Annotated in this window: 15 protein-coding genes and 1 pseudogene; 4 read left to right on the forward strand and 12 right to left on the reverse strand. The window is 69.6% G+C overall.

The window, feature by feature from the left end; genetic code table 11:
• Positions 1 to 458 (forward strand): annotated as a pseudogene (locus VLK61_RS30205) (MFS transporter); the annotation flags it as partial.
• A 6-nt stretch (positions 459 to 464) separates the two neighbouring features.
• Here the strand turns inward: VLK61_RS30205 and VLK61_RS30210 are convergent.
• A complete protein-coding gene (locus tag VLK61_RS30210; RefSeq protein WP_325427089.1) occupies positions 465 to 1,730 on the reverse strand; it encodes a tripartite tricarboxylate transporter substrate-binding protein in 1,266 nt (421 codons plus the stop codon).
• Positions 1,731 to 1,958: 228 nt separating this feature from the next.
• Here VLK61_RS30210 and clpB point away from each other — a divergent pair, with 228 nt between their 5' ends.
• The gene (clpB, locus tag VLK61_RS30215; protein WP_325427091.1) at positions 1,959 to 4,550 is read left to right on the forward strand and encodes an ATP-dependent chaperone ClpB; all 2,592 of its coding nucleotides are present in this window, start codon (positions 1,959 to 1,961) and stop codon (positions 4,548 to 4,550) included.
• 5 nt (positions 4,551 to 4,555) lie between these two features.
• On the opposite strand, the gene VLK61_RS30220 is transcribed toward clpB, so the two are convergent.
• On the reverse strand, positions 4,556 to 6,649 hold the full coding sequence (locus VLK61_RS30220; RefSeq protein WP_325427093.1) for a TonB-dependent receptor plug domain-containing protein: 2,094 nt from the start codon (positions 6,647 to 6,649) through the stop codon (positions 4,556 to 4,558).
• Between the two features lie 99 nt (positions 6,650 to 6,748).
• Between VLK61_RS30220 and nadB the strand changes: the two genes are divergently transcribed.
• Positions 6,749 to 8,374, forward strand: coding sequence for an L-aspartate oxidase (gene nadB / locus VLK61_RS30225; RefSeq protein WP_325427095.1), 1,626 nt, complete (start codon positions 6,749 to 6,751; stop codon positions 8,372 to 8,374).
• On the opposite strand, the gene nadC is transcribed toward nadB, so the two are convergent.
• From nadC to VLK61_RS30255, 6 genes are all read right to left on the reverse strand, one after another.
• Positions 8,347 to 9,210 carry a carboxylating nicotinate-nucleotide diphosphorylase gene (gene nadC / locus VLK61_RS30230; protein ID WP_325427097.1) on the reverse strand — a complete coding sequence of 288 codons (864 nt, stop codon included), beginning with the start codon at positions 9,208 to 9,210 and terminating at the stop codon, positions 8,347 to 8,349. The genes nadB and nadC overlap by 28 nt on opposite strands.
• Positions 9,211 to 9,227: 17 nt before the next feature.
• A complete protein-coding gene (gene nadA / locus VLK61_RS30235; RefSeq protein WP_325427099.1) occupies positions 9,228 to 10,334 on the reverse strand; it encodes a quinolinate synthase NadA in 1,107 nt (368 codons plus the stop codon).
• Positions 10,335 to 10,403: 69 nt separating this feature from the next.
• Positions 10,404 to 11,711 (reverse strand): hypothetical protein, encoded by a 1,308-nt coding sequence (locus VLK61_RS30240; protein WP_325427101.1) that lies wholly within the window; start codon positions 11,709 to 11,711, stop codon positions 10,404 to 10,406.
• A gap of 7 nt (positions 11,712 to 11,718) precedes the next feature.
• Entirely contained in the window at positions 11,719 to 12,003 is a 285-nt protein-coding gene (locus VLK61_RS30245; protein ID WP_325427103.1) for a late competence development ComFB family protein, read from the reverse strand.
• A 75-nt stretch (positions 12,004 to 12,078) separates the two neighbouring features.
• Positions 12,079 to 13,242 (reverse strand): hypothetical protein, encoded by a 1,164-nt coding sequence (locus tag VLK61_RS30250; RefSeq protein ID WP_325427105.1) that lies wholly within the window; start codon positions 13,240 to 13,242, stop codon positions 12,079 to 12,081.
• Positions 13,243 to 13,325: 83 nt separating this feature from the next.
• Positions 13,326 to 14,195 (reverse strand): AraC family transcriptional regulator, encoded by an 870-nt coding sequence (locus VLK61_RS30255; RefSeq protein WP_325427107.1) that lies wholly within the window; start codon positions 14,193 to 14,195, stop codon positions 13,326 to 13,328.
• Positions 14,196 to 14,282: 87 nt separating this feature from the next.
• On the opposite strand from VLK61_RS30255, the gene VLK61_RS30260 reads away from it, so the two are divergent.
• A complete protein-coding gene (locus tag VLK61_RS30260) occupies positions 14,283 to 15,530 on the forward strand; it encodes an MFS transporter (protein ID WP_325427109.1) in 1,248 nt (415 codons plus the stop codon).
• A 44-nt stretch (positions 15,531 to 15,574) separates the two neighbouring features.
• Here VLK61_RS30260 and VLK61_RS30265 read toward each other — a convergent pair whose 3' ends face one another.
• Genes VLK61_RS30265 through VLK61_RS30280 form a run of 4 tightly spaced genes read right to left on the reverse strand, consistent with a single transcriptional unit; the run spans position 15,575 to position 20,493 of the window.
• Positions 15,575 to 16,738 carry a Gfo/Idh/MocA family protein gene (locus VLK61_RS30265; RefSeq protein WP_325427111.1) on the reverse strand — a complete coding sequence of 388 codons (1,164 nt, stop codon included), beginning with the start codon at positions 16,736 to 16,738 and terminating at the stop codon, positions 15,575 to 15,577.
• Between the two features lie 13 nt (positions 16,739 to 16,751).
• The gene (locus VLK61_RS30270) at positions 16,752 to 18,125 is read right to left on the reverse strand and encodes a hypothetical protein (protein WP_325427113.1); all 1,374 of its coding nucleotides are present in this window, start codon (positions 18,123 to 18,125) and stop codon (positions 16,752 to 16,754) included.
• A complete protein-coding gene (locus VLK61_RS30275; protein ID WP_325427115.1) occupies positions 18,122 to 18,964 on the reverse strand; it encodes a sugar phosphate isomerase/epimerase family protein in 843 nt (280 codons plus the stop codon). The genes VLK61_RS30270 and VLK61_RS30275 overlap by 4 nt, the downstream gene beginning before the upstream one ends.
• A complete protein-coding gene (locus VLK61_RS30280; RefSeq protein WP_325427117.1) occupies positions 18,961 to 20,493 on the reverse strand; it encodes a tripartite tricarboxylate transporter permease in 1,533 nt (510 codons plus the stop codon). The genes VLK61_RS30275 and VLK61_RS30280 overlap by 4 nt, the downstream gene beginning before the upstream one ends.
• Between the last annotated feature and the right edge of the window lie 51 nt (positions 20,494 to 20,544).

Consider the following 20,544-nt stretch of genomic DNA (forward strand, 5'->3'; position numbering starts at 1 on the left):
TCGGTGCCCACGGTGCCGGCACTTTGCTGGGCCTGATGGTGGCCAGCCTGCGTCCGCATTGGCGGCTGGGCACGCTGGGCTTGACGATCCTCGGCCTCGACACCCTCGTCGGCCTGCTGTTCATGCCGATGGGGCTGATCAGCGCCACCTGGCAGGGCGCGAGCCTGCTGCTGGCCATCGGCACGCTGGGCGGTTTCATGCAGGTGCTGGTGTTCACCTGGATCCAGCGGCGTGTCGCGCCGGCGATGATGGGGCGGATGATGAGCCTGTTCATGTTCATCTTCGTCGGCCTGGCGCCCTTGTCGGCGGCAGCCACCGGCGGCCTGCTGCGCGTGCTGCCGTTGACGGCGATGTTCATCGGCGCCGGTGCGCTGCTGGTGGCCATCGTGCTCGCCGCGCTGGCAGGCTCGCGCATGCGGCACCTGGGGGAGGCGCCGGCGGCGATGCCTGCGGGCTGAGCGCTGTCAGTCCGCGTAGCGGCCTGCGGCGCGCAGCGCGGACCCCAGCGTTTCGATCTGCTGCGCCGTCCACAGCTGGTGACCCAGGGCGCTGGCGCGATGGTCCGGAATGCTCATCGCGCCGGTGCTCAGCTGGCGGCTCAGGAAGACCGGGTCGCGCACGGCCGCGCGCAGCGCCACGTTCAGGCGTTCCAGCACCACCGCGGGCGTGCCCTTCGGGGCGTGCAGGCCGGCCCACGCCGTGAGGGCGAAGCCGGCCAGCCCCGACTCGTCCAGCGTGTGCAGGCCGGCCAATGAGGGCAGGGCCGAGCGCTGCGCGCTGCTCACGCCGTAGGCCTTGATGCCGCCCGCGTCGACATAGGTGGCGAGCGAGACGCTGTCGGCACACATCAGGTCGACCTGGCCTCCCAGCAGGTCGACCAGCGCCGGTGCCGTGCCGGTGTAGCCAATGTCCTGGAAGCTCACGCCCAAGGCCTGGCGCAGCATGGTCGAGCACAGGTAGGACGGACTGCCGAGGCCGCCGTAAGCCACCGTCGCCAGCCCGGGGTTGGTCTGCAGCCAGACCCGCAGGGCCGCGAAGTCCTGGGCCGGCAGCCCCGTGCGGCCGATCAGTACGAAGGGCATTTCGTTGATCAGGCCGACGAAGTCGAAGGCCTGCATCGGCTGGTACGGCAGTGTGCGATACAGCGTCGCGGTCCCGGCAAACGCCGCGTTGTGCAGCAGCAGCGTGTAGCCATCCGGCGCGGCCGCGGCCACCGAGGCCGCGCCGGTGGTGCCGTCCTTGCCGGTGACGTTGGCGACCACGACGCTGCGGCCGAGGGTGCGGCCCATGGCGTCGGCCAGGTCGCGCGCCAGCTTGTCGGTGGGGCCGCCGGCCGCATAGGGCACCACCAGCGTGATGGCCCGGTCCGGAAAGCTGCTCTCCGAGCTGCAGCTGGCCGGGTAGACGAGGCAGGCGAACTGGCCCAGTTCGCCGACGTAGGCGGGTGTGCTGGAACTTCCGGCCGCTGGTCCGAGCACCCAGACACCGGTGCCGGCGATGCCGATGAAATTGCCGGTGTCCGGATAGTGGCGGTAGAGGTACTGTGCGGCCTGGTTGCGCTGCAGGCCCGGAAACAAGCCGGCATAGGCGAATTCGGCCCAGTCCATCACCGCGGCAGCATCCGGCACCAGCGGTGTCGCGGCGAATGCGCTGCTGCACAGCCAGGCCAGGCCCAGTGCCAGGGCGCGGCGCAGCTTGAAGCGGGCACGCCCAGCGGATCGTTGTTGCATACGCGCTGTGCTCGTCGCTGCCATCGCCGCACCTCTGTTCATCGATTGGCCGGCAGTATGTCGGGCGGTCGGCGCCGCGCGCATCATCGAACATGGGGGCTTCGGGAGCCTGGGCCGGCGTGCCGCTTGCCGGGGCTGCACCTTGATGCAGCGCAAGCACCCAGCCACTGGACCGGGCTTGAAATGGCGTGCCGCTGCCTCACTTGCGCGAGAGTTCGGAGGATTCCCATGCGTGCTGACAAACTGACGACCGCGTTCCAACAAGCCCTGGCCGACGCCCAGAGCCTGGCGGTGGCCCGCGACAACCCCTACATCGAACCCTCTCACGTGCTGGCCGCGATGCTGGTGCAGGCCGATGGCCCGAAGGCGCTGCTGGACCGCGCCGGCGCCAACACCGCGGCGCTGAGGACCGCGATGGACACCGCGATGAATGGCCTGCCCGGCGTGCAGGGCGGTGGTCCGGTGCAGCCGGGGCGTGACCTGGTGCAATTGCTGCAGGCGGCCGACAAGGAGGCCGGCAAGCGCGGCGACCAGTTCGTTGCCAGCGAGATGTTCCTGCTGGCGCTGGCCGACGCCAAGAACGACATCGGCGGCATCGTGCGCGGCCATGGCTTGACGCGCAAGTCGCTGGAAGCCGCGATCACCGCGGTGCGCGGCGGCCAGACGGTGGATTCGGCCGATTCCGAAGGCCAGCGCGAGGCGCTGAAGAAATACACGCTGGACCTCACCGAGCGCGCCCGCCAGGGCAAGCTGGACCCGGTGATCGGCCGCGACGACGAGATCCGCCGCGCCATCCAGGTGCTGCAGCGGCGCAGCAAGAACAATCCCGTGCTGATCGGCGAGCCCGGTGTCGGCAAGACCGCCATCGTCGAAGGGCTCGCGCAACGCATCATTGCCGGCGAGGTGCCGGACACCTTGAAGGACAAGCGTGTGCTGGTGCTGGACATGGCCGGCCTGCTGGCCGGGGCCAAGTACCGGGGCGAATTCGAAGAGCGCCTGAAGGCTGTGCTGAAGGAAGTCGCCGCCGATGAAGGCCGCATCATCCTGTTCATCGACGAGTTGCACACCATGGTCGGCGCCGGCAAGGCCGAAGGCGCCATCGACGCCGGCAACATGCTCAAGCCGGCGCTGGCGCGTGGCGAGCTGCACTGCATCGGCGCCACCACGCTGAACGAATACCGCAAGTACGTCGAGAAGGATGCCGCGCTGGAGCGCCGCTTTCAGAAGGTGCTGGTCGACGAGCCCTCGGTCGAAGCCACCATCGCGATCCTGCGCGGCCTGCAGGAAAAGTATGAGGTGCACCATGGCGTCGAGATCACCGATCCGGCCATCGTTGCCGCGGCCGAGCTGAGCCATCGCTACATCACCGACCGCTTCCTGCCGGACAAGGCCATCGACCTGATCGACGAGGCTGCGGCCAAGATCAAGATCGAGATCGATTCCAAGCCCGAGGTGATGGACAGGCTCGACCGCCGCATCATCCAGCTGAAGATCGAGCGCGAGGCCGTGCGCAAGGAAAAGGACGACGCCTCGGTGCGCCGCATGGGCCTGATCGAGGAAGAGATCGGCAAGCTCGAGCGTGAGTACGCCGACCTGGAAGAGATCTGGAAGGCCGAGAAGGCCGCGGCGCAAGGCTCGGCCCATGTCAAGGAAGAGATCGACCGCATCAAGCACCAGATCGAGGACTGGACGCGCAAGGGCGACTTCAACAAGGTCGCTGAAGCGCAGTACGGCCGCTTGCCGGAACTGGAAAAGCGCCTGAAGGAAGCCCAGGCCAAGGAAACCGGCAAGGCCAAGGCGGGTGGTGCGCCGCAGTTGCTGCGCACGATGGTCGGCGCCGAAGAGATCGCCGAGGTCGTGTCTCGCTCCACCGGCATTCCGGTGAGCAAGCTGATGCAAGGCGAGCGCGACAAGCTGCTGCAGATGGAAGACAAGCTGCATGAGCGCGTGGTCGGCCAGGACGAAGCCATCGCCGCGGTGGCCGACGCGATCCGCCGCTCACGCGCCGGGTTATCTGATCCGAACCGGCCGCTCGGCTCCTTCCTGTTCCTCGGCCCCACCGGCGTCGGCAAGACCGAGCTGTGCAAGGCGCTGGCCGGTTTCCTGTTCGACAGCGAGGACCACATGGTCCGTGTCGACATGAGCGAGTTCATGGAAAAGCATTCGGTCAGCCGGCTGATCGGTGCGCCCCCCGGTTATGTCGGTTATGACGAGGGCGGCACCTTGACCGAAGCGGTGCGCCGCAAGCCCTACAGCGTGCTGTTGCTCGACGAGGTGGAAAAGGCCCACCCGGATGTCTTCAATGTGCTGCTGCAGGTGTTGGACGATGGCCGGCTCACCGATGGCCAGGGCCGCACCGTGGACTTCAAGAACACCGTGATCGTGATGACCAGCAACCTCGGTTCGCACCAGATCATGCAGATGGTCGGCCAGGATTCCGAGCTGATCCGCGACGCCGTGCTGGCCGAGGTCAAGCAACACTTCCGCCCCGAGTTCCTGAACCGCATCGACGAGACCGTGGTCTTCCATGCGCTGGACCACAAGAACATCGAAGCGATCGCCAGGATCCAGTTGCGCATCCTGGAAGCGCGCGTCGCCAAGATGGACATGAAGCTCGACGTCTCGCCCGCTGCGATCGCCGAGATCGCCAAGGTCGGCTTCGACCCGGTGTTCGGCGCGCGGCCGCTGAAGCGCGCAATCCAGCAGCGCATCGAGAACCCGGTGGCCAGGTTGATCCTGCAGGGCCGCTTCGGGCCGAAGGACGTGATCCCGGTCGACGTGAAGGATGGCGAGTTCGGCTTCGGCCGGCAACTGCACTGAGCGCGTCAGAACAGGTAGCCGACCTGCAGCGTGAACGAACGACCGGCCTGGGGCAGGTCGTTCGCCACCAGGCCGGGCGCCAGGCTGGGCTCGCGCACATCGGCATCGAAGGCATTGCGCAGCGTGGCGCTGAAGGTCCAGCCTGCGGCGCTGCTGTCGCTGGCGAGCGCCAGGTCGACGGTGGTGTAGTCGGCGACTGGTGGCCGCACATCGCCGGGCGCGCGGCGGCGGCCGGCCACATGGTTGGCCAGCGCATTGATCCGCCAGCCTGAGGCCAGACGCCAGTCGGCCCGCAAGAAGAGGTCACGCCGCGGCACGTTGCCGACGTCCAGCCCGGTCGCCGGATCGACGGTCTGCGCCAGCGAGACATGGCCGGACATCCGCAACTGCCGCGTGGCATCCCACACCGCTTCGGTTTCGAGCCCACGGCCGTTCTGGCGACCGGTGTTGCTGTAGCGGGTGCCGGGCGTCGGGGCAGGGTTCGGCAGCGTGCGCAGGATGTCGCGCATGCGGTAGGCGTAGAGGTTCAGGTTCAGTTGCAGCCGGGGCGTGGCGGCCCAGTTGAGCACGGCTTCCAGCGTGCGCGTGGTCTCCGGTTTCAGGTTCGGGTTGCCGCGGGCGATCGGGTTGTTGGTGGCATACAGCTCCGAGAACGACGGCGCACGAAAGGCCTGGCCGTACAGCAGCTTGACGGTCCAGTCGACGCCGGCATCCCAGACCAGCGCCGCACGTGGATTGGTGGTGCTGCCGGCATCGGAATAGCGGTCGTGGCGCAGCCCGGCGGTCAAGGTCCAGTCGGGGCGCAGTTGCCACTCATCCTGCAGGAAGACGTGGTCGACATGGCGCCGCTGCGGATAGATGAAGGGCAGCGGCGACTCCCGCAGCGCACCGGCGGGCACCGGGATGCCGGTGGCCGTGTAGCTGAAGTTGTTGATCTCGCGCGTCATGTACAGATCGAGGTCGTCGTGCCCGACGCCCAGACGCAGGCTGTGGTCAGCCCAGCCGGCATAGGTGGCGGTGGCCGACAGGCGCAGCGAGCGTTCGGACACTTCCGGCGCGCCGAACATGCCGTCGACGAACACACCGGTAGGCAGCCGCGTGCCGGGCGGAAAGATCTGCGGCGGCACCGCGTAGCGCTGGGCGTAATGCATCAGCGACAGGTTGGCGGCGTAGCTCCAGCCCCCGGGCTCGATCGCTGAAGCCCAGCCCAGGTCGCTGATGAGGCGTTCGCCACTGCCGCGCCCGATCGGGTCCAGCGCCGAGCCCAGGCCGGCGTAGGTGCCCAGGTCGTCGCGCAGCTTGTACAGCGTGCGCCAGCGCCACGCGCCCCAGCTCAGGTCCAGGCCGGCATCGATGCTCTCGCCGCCGGCATTCACCGGCCCCGGCGCCAGGCTGGCATGCGTGCCGAAGCCGCGGTCATTGCGGCTTTGCGCATCCGATTCGATCGTGCGCTCGAAGCCGGCGCTGCGCTCGAACTTCAGGAAGGCCGCATAGTCCAGTCCGCCCTGCTTGCCACCCTGTTGCAGCCAAGCCCCGGCGCTGCCGAAGGAGCCGGCGCGCGCGCCGACGCGTGTGCCCGGGCTGTCGCCGGGGCCACGCGTGATGATGTTGATGACGCCCGAGAACGCATCGGCGCCGAACAGCGCCGAGCCCGGGCCGCGGATGATCTCGATGCGGGCGATGTTCTCGACCGCCGGGCCGCCGGAGAGGTTGCCTCGTCCGCCGGTCAGCTGCACGGTGATCGGGATGCCGTTCTGCAGCACCAGCACCTGCGGCGTCTGCAGGCTGAACACGCCGCGCATCACGTACAGCGCATTGCGCATGCTCGGCGCCACATTCACATGCAGGCCGGGCACGGTCTCGAGCACCTGGTCGAGATCGGTGGCGCCCATTGCCGCGATGTCTTCGGCGGTGATCACCGTGGCCACGGCCGGTGCGCGACGCATTGCTTGGCGCGTGCCGGTGGCCAGGCTGATCGAGGCCTTGTCGCCATAGGCAGCGACCAGTTCGTCGTCGTCGGCGGTGTCGGCCAGGCAGGGCGCGGTCGTCAGGCTCAGCGCGGCCAGGAAGGTCAGGTGCAGGGGGGAGGCAGTCGTCACAACGGGAGGCCGCCGGTTCAGCGACCGGCCAGCGTTTCAGCATAGGGGGAGGGGCGCCGCAGGGCAAGCGGCGGCGCATCCGTAGAATCCGCGGCTCGCATGAGCACGAACCCAGCAGCGGTGGTGATTGTCGGCATGGGCCTGGCCGGGCTCAGTGCGGCTTTGCAACTGGCCGAACACCGCCCGGTGCTGATGCTGGCCAAGCGCGGCCTGGCCGATGCGGCGACGCCCTGGGCACAAGGCGGCATCGTCGGGGTGCTGGGCAGCGACGACAGCGTGGCGGCCCATGTGCACGACACCGAAGAAGCCGGCGCCGGCCTGGTGGACAACACGGCGGCACGTTTCGTCTCCGAACACAGCGCGCAGGCCATCAGCTGGCTGTTGGCGCAAGGTGTCGTGCTAACGCCGGATGAGCACGGCCCGCTGGGCCTGCACCTGACGCGTGAAGGTGGCCACGGCGTGCGTCGCATTGCTCATGCGGCCGATGCCACCGGCCAGGCGATCCACCAGGCCTTGCTGGCGCGGGCCCAGGCCCATCCGAACATCGAGTTGCGCGAACACTGCATGGCGGTGGACTTGATCACGCAGCGCCATGCCGGCGGCGAAGAGCCGGCCTGCCTGGGCGTTTATGCGCTGGACGTGCTGCAGCGCCGCGTGCTGGCGCTGCCGGCGGCCGCCGTGGTGCTGGCCTGCGGCGGCCTGGGCCGCGTCTACCGCTACACCTCGAACCCCGACACCGCCACCGGCGACGGCGTGGCGATGGCCTGGCGCGCCGGCTGCCGTGTGGCGAACATGGAGTTCATCCAGTTCCATCCGACCTGCCTGTACCACGCGCAGGACCGGCGTTTCCTGATCACCGAGGCGCTGCGCGGCGAGGGCGCTTTTCTGCGCCTGCCGATCGCCGCAGCCGGCGAGCCCTGGGGCCCGCGCTTCATGCCGGCGCATGACGCGCGCGCCGAACTGGCGCCGCGCGACATCGTCGCCCGCGCGATCGACTTCGAGATGAAGAAGCATGGCCTGGACCATGTGTGGCTGGATGCCACGCAGCTGGGCGAGGCCAAGCTGCGTGAACACTTCCCGACCATCCACGCGCGCTGCCTGGCGCTGGGCCTGGACATCGCGAAGGCACCGATCCCGGTGGTGCCGGCCGCGCACTACAGCTGTGGCGGCGTGGTCACCGACCTGGCCGGCCGCAGCGATCTGCCGGGCTTGTATGTCATCGGCGAGACGGCCTACACCGGCCTGCATGGCGCGAATCGCCTGGCCAGCAACTCGCTGCTGGAATGCATCGTGCTCGGCCATGCCAGTGCGCGGCACATCCTGGCCAGCGCGCCGCGCGCGGCCGCGCCGCTGCCGGCCTGGGACGAAAGCCGCGTCGAGGACGCCGACGAGCAGGTGGTCATCGCCCACAACTGGGACGAGCTGCGCCTGCTGATGTGGAACTACGTCGGCATCGTGCGCAGCCACAAGCGGCTGGAGCGGGCGCTGCGCCGCATCGCGCTGCTGCAGGCCGAGATCCACGACTACTACGCCAGCTTCCGCATCACGCCTGACTTGCTGGAGCTGCGCAACCTGGCGGTGTGCGCCGAACTCATCGTGCGCTCGGCGCTGGCCCGGCCGGAAAGCCGTGGCCTGCACTTCAGCCTGGACCACCGCGGTGCGCTGCCGGTGAGTTTTCCCACCGTGCTGCCGGGGCGTCAGCCGGCGAGCACGCGCATCGAGTAGTCGGTCGCTTTCACGTCCTTGGTCAGTGCGCCAATCGAGATGCGGTCGACGCCGGTGGCGGCAATCTCGCGCAGCTGTTCCAGTGCCACGCCGCCGGAAGTTTCCAGCAGCGCGCGGCCCGCGGTGAGGGCCACGGCCTCGCGCGTGGCGGCCAGCGTGAAGTTGTCCAGCAGCACGCTGGTGGCGCCGGCGGCCAGCGCTTCCTGCAGCTGATCCAGGTTTTCCACCTCGATCTGGATCTCGACACCGCTGTTCAGCGCCAGCGCGGCACACATCGCCGCGCTGACACCACCGGCGGCGGCGATGTGGTTCTCCTTGATCAGCATGCCGTGCCACAGCGCCAGGCGCTGGTTCCGGCCGCCGCCGATGCGCACGGCGTACTTCTGCGCCTGGCGCAGGCCGGGCAAGGTCTTGCGGGTGTCGAGCACCGCGCAGCCGCGTGGGTTGGGCGAAGCGCCGGCGATGGCCTGCACATGCGCCCGGGTGCGGGTGGCGGTGGCCGACAGCAGCTGCAGGAAATTCAGCGCGCAGCGTTCGGCTGACAGCAGTGCCCGCGCCAGGGCATCAATTTCGACGACGCTGCTGCCGGCGGCCATGTCGGCGCCTTCGGTCTGTTGCCACGTCATTCGCGCGTCAGCATCCAGCGCCCGCACGCAGCCTTCGAACCAGTCGCGGCCGCACAGCACGGCATCGTCGCGGGTGATCACGCGGGCCTGGAGGCGCCGCGTCGGATCGATCAGCTGTGCGGTCCAGTCGCCGGTGCCGATGTCTTCACGCAGCGCATCGGCAATGTTGCGGGCGCGGGCCTGTTCCAGGGTTTCGTTGTGCTCGAACATCGTCATTCCGCCCCGATTCAGGCCGCCCCGATGTTCGGCACCAGGCCGCTGGGCGCCGGGCGGCCGGCCTGCGCGGCGGTGAAGTCCAGCATGCGTTCGATGCAGCCCAGCGCCTGGGCACGCACCGTTTCGTCGAGCAGCACTTCACCGCGGCCGAAGTCCAGTGCATCGCGCACACCTTGCAGGCTGTTCATCGCCATCCACGGGCAGTGCGCGCAGCTCTTGCAGGTGGCGCCGGTGCCAGCGGTGGGCGCTTCGATCAGGGTCTTGCCCGGTGCAAGCTGGCGCATGCGGTGCAGCAGGCCGTTGTCGGTGGCGACGATGTATTCCGTGGCCGTGCCCTGGACCACCGCGTTCAGCAGCGCCGAGGTCGAGCCCACCACGTCGGCCTGGGCCACCACGCTGGCCGGCGACTCCGGATGCACCAGCACCTGGGCAGCGGGGTGTTCGCGGCGCAGCAGCTCCAGCTCCAGGCCCTTGAACTCGTCGTGCACGATGCAGGCGGCGTCCCACAGCAGCATGTCGGCACCGGTCTGCTCGGCGATGTAGCGGCCGAGGTGGCGGTCCGGCGCCCAGAGGATCTTGTGGCCCTGCGCCTTCAGGTGCGCGACGATGGGCAAGGCGCAGCTGCTGGTCACCATCCAGTCGGCGCGGGCCTTCACCGCGGCGCTGGTGTTGGCGTAGACGACGACCTGGCGGTCCGGATGCTCGTCGCAGTAACGTGCAAATTCATCGGCCGGGCAGCCCAGGTCCAGCGAACAGGTGGCGTCCAGGTCGGGCATCAGCACGCGCTTGTGCGGCGACAGGATCTTGGCCGTCTCGCCCATGAAGCGCACGCCGGCCACCAGCAGCGTCTGTGCCGGGTGGTCGCGGCCGAAGCGGGCCATCTCCAGCGAATCGGCCACGCAGCCGCCGCTGGCCAGGGCCAGGTCTTGCAGGTCGCCGTCGGTGTAGTAGTGGGCCACCAGCACCGCTTCGCCAGAGCGCAGGCGTTCGGTGAGCTGCTGCATCAGGGTCTGGCGCTCGTTGGCGGCCAGCGGCGCCGGCTGGCGGGCCCAGGCCTGCGCGACGCAACTGGCGCCGCTGGCTTGCTGGCGGGTGTAGTCGAAGAGTTGGACGTTCACGGTCGGCGCCCCAGGCCCTCAGCGGGCTGTCACACGGGGCGCCATCGTAGCCGAGGCCGGCTGGCCGCTTCAGCCGTGGGGTGGGCCGTGCTCGCCGGGATCCAGGCGGTGCAGCTTCATGCGCACCAGTGTGAGGTTGGCGACATGGGCATCGAGCACCGCATGCAGCAGCAGGCCGGGGTACTGCGCCAGCGGGTGCAGGATCAGGTGGTGTTCGGCCAGCGTCAGCGCCAGGTCCGGCTGGCCCGGGTCCAGGCCCAGCGCGCGGCCGGTGCTGCACAGCGTTTCGAACAGCGCGGCACCGCGTGAAGCCAGCGCCGCGGCACCGGGCCGGGTGCCGGCATGCGCCAGCGGGCGTTGCGTGGCCACTTCGAACACACAACAACTGACCATGCCGGGGATCGCGGCGCACTCGCGGATGTAGTCGCGCCACAGGCCGGTGTCGGTGGTTTCGTCGCTCAGCTTGGCCGGCAGCGTGGCCGGCATCGGTCGCAAGGGCAGCGGCTCGGGCATCGGCCGCGGCGACGGCACGGGAGACGGGGTGTAGGGTTGACGGGTTGCGGGCGCGGGCGGCTTGGCCGCCGGTTCGGCACTGCTGGGGGCGCGCAGCACGATGTTGGCGTCCACCGGGCCGCCGGCGCGCAGCTGGTCCCACAGGCTGCTGATCAGCGGCCAGGCATGCGCCAGGTCGGCCGTCGGCGGCGCGCTGTGCACCTGCACCACGCTGCGGCGAGCGCCCAGCGAGCTCGGCGGCGCGCTGGCGGCATCCGCGCCGATCGGCAGCCACAGCAACTGGCGGTTGCGCCAGTTGGCGTCGTACATCGCATCGCTCAAGGGCTGCAGGCGGGCGGCGTTCTGTGTCGCGGCGCCGGGGCCGACGAGGATCACGCCCAGCCGGCTGTGGCCCAGCAGCACCTTGGCCAGTTCGGTGCGCTGCGATTCATCGCTGACCTCGATCTGCGTGCTGTAGATGCGCACCTGCGCCGAAGCTTCCGGCCCGGGCAGTTCGACGAACAGCAGCGTGGCCAGCGGCACGCCGAAGCCCTGGCGCCGCACCACCAGCTTCTGCACCTTGCGCTGTGTGGCACGAGCCACGCCGCGCAGCAGCCGCGTGGAGTTGTCCAGCCCCAGGTCATGCAGCGTGATGAAGTCCGGCAAGTGGTGCTCGAACTGCTGCAGCATCGCCTCGGCGGGGTCGCAAACGACGAAGAGTTCATGCTGTTCGTCGTCGATGCGCCGGCCGATGGCCTTGCTGGTGGTGGCGAGGTAGGCTTCCTCGTCGTTCATCAGCTGCGTCGGCATCGCCGTCATCGCACGGGTGCGGGCCCAGGACTCATCTTCACCTGGGGCGGTACGGCGTGCGACGGGGTTGCTCATGCTGGCCTCACCGGCGGGCGGCCATCGCGTGGCGCGCCTGCACAAAGGAGAAAGCGTACTCCACCGATTCGGTGATAGCACGTTCGTTTTCCGCGCGTTCCCGCTCGGTCAGAAAGAAGGCCAGGTCCACGTCGTGCCGGATATAACGCGCGGAGACGCGGTTCAGGGCCACGCAGGCCACATCGGCCAGCAGGTCGCTATTGCCCGAGATGCCGGGAAAGCGCGGCGCAGCCAGCGTCACGGCTTCGAAGACGGCGGATTCGTGGATGTTGTGGACGGACGAAAAGTCCATGAGCAGACCTCGCAGCGGGGTTGTCGGAAGCCATTCTGAACGGCTTCCGATGCCCGTGGTCGGTTCTGCTGCGGGCTAGTTGAGGTGTTTTTCCGCTTCCAGCATTCTGAACCTCAGCAAAGCCAGGTTGGCCTGGCTCCGATCCAGCAGCGCCACCAAGCCCAGTTCCCCGGCCCGCGCCACGGTGCGCAGCAGCACCTGGTGGGTGCCGGCGGTGACCAGCAATTCGTCCGGCGCCAGGGCTGCTGCGCCGGAAGCAGACAAATGCGCTTGACGCGCGGCGCACATCGCGGCGGCATGCGTGGCCAGGCTGCCGCCGCTGTCGTCACGGGCATCGGTGACCAGCAGGTCGCCGCAGGCCAGGTTCACCAGGCCGCAGGCCAGCAAGCCCTCGGTGCGGGCCACCAGGCTCAGTGCGCGGGCAACACCCGCGGCCTGCAGCGCCGGCGCGCCGTCGGCAGCGGCCGGCTGGCCTTCGGCATTGCCATCGGCGGCGCAGGCGGCTTCCCAGGCGGTGAGCACGGTATTCCAGACACTGGAGGCACCGGCCAGCGATTCGGACATCGCAGCAGTGCGCACATGCGGTGGCCAATCCTGATCCAGGATGCGCTGGCGCAATGTGGCGGCGCCCGGCGGCAGGATGAACACCAGCCAGGGGCAGCGCCATTCGGGCTGGCGCGTGGCGGCCAACAGCGAGCGCAGCAAGGCCACCACCGCATGCGGTTGCATCGCGCCGATGATCACCGCCGCCATGTGGCTGCCTTCGGCCAGCGCGTTGGCGATCTCTTCCTGCTCCAGCCCGGTGGCCCGGATGTCGGCGTGGTAGACCTTCAGCGGTGGCGTGCCGCGGCGGGGCACCAGCGTGCGCTCGATCACCGCCAGCGTGCGCAGCGTGCCGCGCTCGCGCAGCGCCAGCCGTTCGACCTGCTGGTTCGCGGCGTCGGACAGCGCATGGATCACCTGCGAGGCCCACAGCCGCGACGGATCGAGCAAGGTGATCATCGCGCCGGCGCGGTCCAGGTCGGCACGGGTGGCCGCGAAGTGCGCGCGCATCGCGGCGGCCGGCGAGGCATCGACGACCACATCGGTGGCGGTGCCCTGGCCGGTTTGCCGCCGGGCCGCTTCGGCCACGGGCAGGGTATGACCCTCGGCATCCAGCGGCACGTGAGCGGTTTCGTCCAGGTCATGCGGCGCGGGCATGCGCCGCAGGCCCAGTTCTCCAAACAAGGTGCGCAGCATCGAGATCTCCGGACAGCCTGTCCGCACTCTAGGCCTCGGCCATCACGGTGACGTTTCTCAATGTAGGACGCCGACCCAGCGGATCACACCGCCGCTGCGAAGAAACGGCGGGGCGGCTGGCCCACGGTTCGGCGCACCATGGCCGTGAAGGCGCTGGCACTGGCATAACCCAGTTCGCCGGCGATGCGCGCCATCGGCGTGCCGCGCGCGGCCAGGGCCAGCGCACGCGTCAGAAACACTTGCTGACGCCATTGGCCGAAGCTCACGCCGAGCTGCTCGCGGAACAGCCGCGCGATCGTGCGCGGGCTGGCGCCGCTGTCGCGCGCCCAGTCGTCCAGCGTGCGGTGGCGCGCGGGTTCGTCGAGCACCGCTTCGCACAGGGCCCGCAGGCGCTTGTCCTGCGGCAGCGCCACGCCCAGCCGCACCGGCGGGGCGCGGCGCACCTCGTCGAGGATCAGCGCGGCCAGCAGCGCTTCCCGCTGCAGCAGATCAGCGGCCGGCGCCTGGCGGGGATCGTCCGGTGCGCCGTCCATCTGCGCCACCAACGCACGCATCAGGTCGGAGACTTCCAGCACCCGGCATTCGCGCCAGGGGGCCTGCAGCGCCGCCGGCACGCCCGGGCCGCAGCGGCCGCGCGGCTGGTGCAGGTACAGCGTCAGCAGCTCGGCGTCTTCGATCACCGTCACCGCATGCTCGACGCCCGGTGGGATCCACAGCGCGCGCGAGGGCGGCACCAGGTAGGTGCCATGCGCGGCGGTCAGCCGCACCGCGCCGGCGGCCGAGAAGGTCAGCTGCGCCCAGGGGTGGCTGTGGGGCAGCACCTCGCTGTCGGTGGCGAGCTTGAGCCGCCGCATGCGCAGCGGACGCTGCGCGGTGGGCTGGTGCAGGCGGGGCGACAGCGGCGTGACGGTGGCGCGTGAACGCCGGGCCGGGCCGGGAGCTGGGCTTGGCATGAATTCGACAGAAGTTGTCCGGCTATCGTAATCCGGACGCCGCCGGGCTGACTACCATCGGCGCATCGCCTTGCGACGGTCCGCACCATGAGTTCTCCAGCCGCCACCCTTTCCGCCGCCCCCGGCGCGCACAGCCTGAAGCAGGACGCCGGTGTGATCGGCCTGGTCGGGCTGGCGCATGGCGTCAGCCACTTCAGCCAGCTGCTGCTGCCGCCGCTGTTTCCGTGGCTGAAGCAGGACTTCGGCGTCAACTACACGCAGCTGGGCCTGTTGCTGACGATCTTCTTCGTCGTCTCGTGCGCGGTGCAGACGCTGTCGGGCTTCATCGTCGACCGCTTCGGGCCGCGCCCGGTGCTGATGGGCGGGCTGGCACTGATCGGCAGCGCGGCGATCGGCTACGCCACCGCGCCGAGTTATGCAGTGCTGGCGCTGTGGGCGGTGGTGGCCGGCATCGGCAATGGCGTGTTTCATCCGGTGGACTACACGCTGCTGAATGCCAAGGTGCACAAGACACGACTGGGCCATGCCTACAGCGTGCACGGCATCACCGGCAGCCTGGGCTGGGCCGCTGCACCGGCGCTGATCGTGCCGATCGCCGTGGCTTACGGCTGGCGCACGGCGCTGCTGTGTGCCTCGGTCGTGGCCTTTGCGGTGCTGGCCGTGCTGTGGTGGCAGCGGAGCCGGCTGTCCTTGGTGGTGGCCGCGCCGGCGAAGAGCCCGGGTCAGTCCGCCGAGGGCACGTTCGACTTCCTGCGCCTGCCGGCGGTGTGGATGTGCTTCGGCTTCTTCCTGATCTATGCCGGCGTGCTGAGCGTGGTGCAAACGCATGCGCCGGAAGCGGCGCGCCAGCTGCATGCGGTGCCGGTGGCGCTGCTGGCGGCCTGCCTGTCGGTCTACATGGTGTGCGGCGCGCTCGGCATGCTGGCCGGCGGCTTCCTGGCCACCGACCCGGTGCGCTGCGAACGCATCATCGGCGCGGGTTTCGGCGTGGCCGCGCTGGTGGCCTTGTCGCTGGCGCTGCTGTCGTTACCGGCGCTGGTGGTGCCGGTGCTGTTCGGCGTGATGGGTGTGGCCTCGGGCATCGCCGGGCCGTCGCGCGACCTGCTGGTCAAGCGCGCAACGCCGGACGGCGCCACCGGCCGGGTCTACGGTGTCGTGTACTCCGGCCTGGACATCGGCCAGGCGCTGACGCCGCTGGTCTTCGGCCGGCTGATGGACAGCCACCAATACCAGGGCGTGCTGATCGGCCTGGCGGCGCTGCAACTGGTGCTGATCGCCAGCGCGTTCAACGTGCGCCGCGCGCGGCGCGATGCAGTGGTGCCGGCGGCCGCGTGAGCGGGCTGGTCGCCGGCTGAGTGATCGTCCGGCCCGTCGGCATCTCACCAGTCCAGCGCCGGCACGTCGACCCAGCGCCGTTCCTGCCAGCTCTGCAAGGCCGCTTCGACCAGCTGCACGCCCTTGGCGCCTTCGCCCAGTGTCCAGCGGTACGGCGCATCGTCGACGACGTGGCGGATGAAGGCTTCCCACTGCAGCTTGAAGCCGTTGTCGTAGGGCTGGCTGTCCGGCACCTCCTGCCATTGCGCGAAGAAGGGCATGGTCTGCCGCTCGTCCGGGTTCCACACCGGCCGTGGCGTGGTGACGCGGGATTGCGCGCGGCAGTCCGTCAGACCGGCGACAGCCGAGCCGTGCGTGCCGTCGACATGGAAGGTGACCAGGTCGTCGCGGCGCACGCGCGTGGCCCAGGAGCTGTTGACCTGGGCCACCACCGGCTCGCCGTTGTGGCCCTTCAGCTGGAAGGTGGCATAACAGGCATCGTCAGCGGTGGCGGCATAGGGCTGACCGGCTTCGTCCCAGCGCTGTGGGATGTGCGTGGCACCGAGGCAGGAGACTGACTGCACCTCGCCGAACAGGTTGTCCAGCACATAGCGCCAGTGGCACAGCATGTCCAGGATGATGCCGCCGCCATCTTCGGCGCGGTAGTTCCAGCTCGGCCGCTGGATCGGTTGCAGGTCGCCTTCGAAGACCCAGTAGCCGAACTCGATGCGCACGCTGAGCATGCGGCCGAAGAAGCCGGAACGCCGCAGCATGTCCAGCTTGCGCAGGCCGGGCAGGAAGAGTTTGTCTTGCACCGCGCCGTGCTTCAGGCCCGAGGCCTGCGCCAGCTTGCAGACCTCCACCGCCTCGTTCAGGTTGGTGGCGATCGGCTTCTCGCAGTAGACATGCTTGCCGGCGCGCAGCGCCTGGGCCAGCAGCGTCGGCCGCATCTGCGTGGTGCCGGCATCGAAGAACACTGTGTCCTTGCGCTCGGCCAGCGCGGCGTCGAGGTTGGTGCCGAAGCGGGGGATGCCGTGGGCCCGTGCCAGCGCCTCGATCTTCTCGGCGTTGCGGCCGATCAGGATCGGGTCCGGCATGACGGTGTCGCCGTTGGCCAGCGTCACGCCGCCTTGCCGGCGGATCGCGACGATCGAGCGGATCAGGTGCTGGTTCAGCCCCATGCGGCCGCTCACGCCGTGCATGATGAGGCCCAGGGATCGTGTGGCCATGGTCGGGTTTCCTTCAGGGGATGGCGGTGAGGCTGGACCACAGCGGCATCGCGCCGCTGGCGAAGCCGATGCCGTGCAGCGATGACAGATCCAGGCGGCCGTCGTGAACGGCCAGGTGCGGGCGGCCATCGCTGCCGGTCTCGTAGAAGCCGGCATGAGCGGCCGCGAAGGCGTGGGCCTCGGCGGCGGGCGCGATGCCGAAACCATCGACGTAATGGTGGCCGTTGCGCTCGATGTGCGTGATGCCCAGGCTGGCGGCCAGCAGCGTGTCCTGCTGCACGGCCAGGCCGGCCTGGCAGGTGAGGTCCTCGCCGGAGAGCAGCACCGGCCGCTGCTGCGGCGGCACAAGGGCCGCGCACAGCGCGTTGCGCAGCGAGCGGTAGATGCCCTTGCAGGCCTTGCTGGAGATGCCGCGGTAACCCAGTGCCAGGCCGCGTTCGAGCACATCGTCCTGGTCGTCCGATTCGTCCAGGATCACCGGCGGCGCGATGGCCAGTCCAGCGATCGATTCGGCCAATGCCAGTTTGCGCGGCAAGGGCTGCTCCAGCAGCAGCGTGCGCTGCAGCAAGCGCTGCAGGCCGGGCTGTTGCGCCAGCGCCTGCCAGAACCTGCCCAGTGCGTGCGCGCTGTCGAAAGTCTCGTTGCCGTCGAGCGTGACCTGCCAGTCGGCAGCCGCGTCGCGGTCCAGCACCTGGGCGATGCGGCCGAGGCGCCGCAGGTCCTCGTCGAGGCGGCCGCACAGCTTGAGCTTGAAGTAGCGCAGGCCGTGGCGCGTGATGGCTGCTTCGAGCGAAGCGGGCAGGCCATCCTGTGGGTCGGGGCCTTCGTCGCTGTCGGTCAGCCGGTCGGCCAGGCCGACGGTGTGGCGCAGGTTCACGGACAGGGCCTGCCGCAGTGTCAGCCGCGGCGAGAACGGATCGCCCAGCACGCCGGCGCTGACGCCGTCGACCCAGCCGGTGCCGACGGCGCGCAGCGCCGCATCGGCCACTGCCTTGTCGAGCAAGGCGGCGCCGAACTGTGCCGCCAGGCGCGGCAGACCGAGCGCCACGCCCTGGGCGATGGCCTGCTCACCCGACTGCAGCGACAGCGCATGCGGCGTGGCTGCCTGCGAGTCCGACAGATACGCTTCGCGCGCCAGGCGCAGCGCGATGCGCAGCTGTTCGAAGTTCTGCTCATGCGTCAGCGCCGGCGACTTGTCGAACCACTTCGGCACCATCAATTCGGCGGTGGCGCCGGTCAGGCGCCGGCCGCCGACCTCGGCCTCGACCCGCACGAAGGCCTGCGGGCAGCGCGTGACCGTGGCCGCGCCGAAGCGGAACGGCAGCCTCAGCGTCACCGGCCGCTCGAACAGCGCCACCTCGCGCAGCCGCAGCGTTACGGCCGTCATCGCTGCTCCTCGGCCAGCGCCTGCAACAGCCCGGCGACATGGCCGGCACTGAAGGCCGCGCAACCCATCGCATCCGGGTGGTAGTCGAAGGGCTCGATCGCCAGCCAGCCGCGGTAGTCCAGCGACTTCAGCACCCGCAGCACCGGCAGCACCGGCGTGCTGCCCTGGCCGGGGCCGCGGCGGTTGGCGTCGTTGAGCTGCACATGAGCGACGTGGCCGGCCGCCAGATGGCGGCGCAGCAGCGTCGCCGGCGGCTCGTTCTCGGCGAGCGTGGCCGCGCTCAGGTCCAGCATCGTGCGCAAGGCCGGCGAGCCGATGCGCTCGACCACCGCCGCGGCCTGCGCCAGCGTGTTCATCACCGGCGTCTCGAACGGCGCCAGCGGCTCGATGCAGTAGACGACGCCGGCCGCCTGCGCATGCGGCGCCAGCGCCTGCCAGCCGGCGATGACGCGCTCGAACGCGTCGTCCACCGTCTGGCCCGGTCCGGGCGAGCGCTGCTTCGGCGAACCATGCACCAGCACCGCGGCGCCGCTGGCGGCGGCGAAGTCGATCAGGTGCTTGAGGAAATCCACCGTGCGGGCGTGCAGCGCAGCATCCGGCGTCGACAGCGACAGCCCCTCCGGCTGCACCAACAACCAATGCAGGCTGGAGATGGCGAGCCCGTGGTCGGCGGCCACCGCCGCCAGATCCCGCGCCTGCCGTGCGTCCAGCGTCGTCGGGTCGGCGGCCAGCGTGAACGGCGCCAGCTCCAGCCCGGCATAACCCAGCGCTGCAGCGGCCCGGCATTGCTGCTCGAAGGGCAGCTGGCGCAGCACTTCGTTGCACAGCGCCAGCTTCATGGCAGCACTCTCTTGGGCCCGAACAACGCCTTCGCGCGTGACCAGCCGCCATGCACGCGGCGGTTGAAGGCCGGCACGTACATCAGCATCGTGAAGATCGTGATGAAGGCCAGCACCGCGCAGATCGGCCGCGTCAGGAAGGGCGTGAAATCGCCGTTCGACAAGGTCAGCCCGCGGCGCAGGCTCTTGTCGAGGATGTCGCCGAGCACCAGGCCCAGCACAAAGGGCGGGATCGGGTAGCCGTGGCGGCGCAGGTAGAAGGCCATGACGCCCACCGCCAGCATCAGGTAGACATCGAACAGCCGCGACGCGATGGCAAAGGAGCCCACGGTGCACAGCACGAAGATCACCGGCATGATCACCGCGCTGGGAATGCGCACGATCAGCAGCAGCGGCTTCACCAGGCACAGGCCGAAGACCAGCATCGCCAGCGTGGCCAGCAGCGTCATCGCCACCACGTCGTAGACGAACTGCGGCTGGTTCACCATCAGCATCGGGCCGGGCTGCACGCCGTGGATGATCATCGCCGCCATCAGCACCGCCGAGGGCGCCGAGCCGGGAATCGCCAGCGCCAGCGCCGGGATGATGCCGCCGGGAATCGACGCGTTGTCGCCGGTCTCGGCGGCGATCAGGCCTTCGATCGATCCCTTGCCGTATTTCTCCTTCTCCTTGCTGGCGCGGCGCGCCGCGGCGTACGACGACCACGCCGCCATGTCCTCGCCGACGCCGGGCAGGATGCCGACGTAGACGCCGATCACGCCCGAGCGCAGGATGGTCTTCCAGTACACCAGCACGTCGCGGATGCGCGGCAGCACCGAATCGACGGTGTTGATGGTCACGCGCTTCACCGGCTCGGCCAGCACGGTCAGGATCTCGGAGAAGCCGAAGGCGCCGATCAGCGCGGGGATCAGCGACAGGCCGCCTTCGAGGTCCTTCACGCCGAGGGTGAAGCGGTTGACGGCGTGGATGCCGTCCTGGCCGATCAGCGTGGCGAACAGGCCCAGGAAGCCCATCAGCCAGCCCTTGACCGGATCGTTGCCAGCGATGCTGCCGGACATCATCACGCCGAACAGCGCCAGCCAGAAGAACTCGAAGGCGCCGAAGGCCAGCGCCACCTCGCCCAGCGTGGGCGTCAGCACCGCCAGGCACAACACGCCGAACAAGGAGCCGACCACCGAGCCGGTGGTGGCGATGCCCATCGCGCGGCCGGCTTGGCCCTGCTTGGCCAGCGCATGGCCGTCCAGGCAGGCGGCGGCATTGGCGGCGGTGCCGGGGATATTGAGCAATATGGCGGTGCGGCTGCCGCCGTAGATGGTGCCGACGTAGGCGCAGATCAGGATCAGGATCGCGTCGTTCGGCGGCATCTTGATCGTCAGCGTCGTCAGCAGCGCAATCGCCAGCGTCGCCGACAAGCCAGGCATGCAGCCGACCAGGATGCCCAGCAGCGTGGCGCCCAGCGCATAGGCCAGCGGCCATGGCGCGGCAAAGCCGACCAAGGACTTGCCGAGCATCAGCAGGCCTTCGGTCACGGTAGCCGCACCAGGAACAGCTGTTCGAACACCAGCGGCACCGCGAAGCCA

It is taken from the genome of Aquabacterium sp., assembly GCF_035476535.1.
Classification (GTDB): domain Bacteria; phylum Pseudomonadota; class Gammaproteobacteria; order Burkholderiales; family Burkholderiaceae_C; genus Pseudaquabacterium.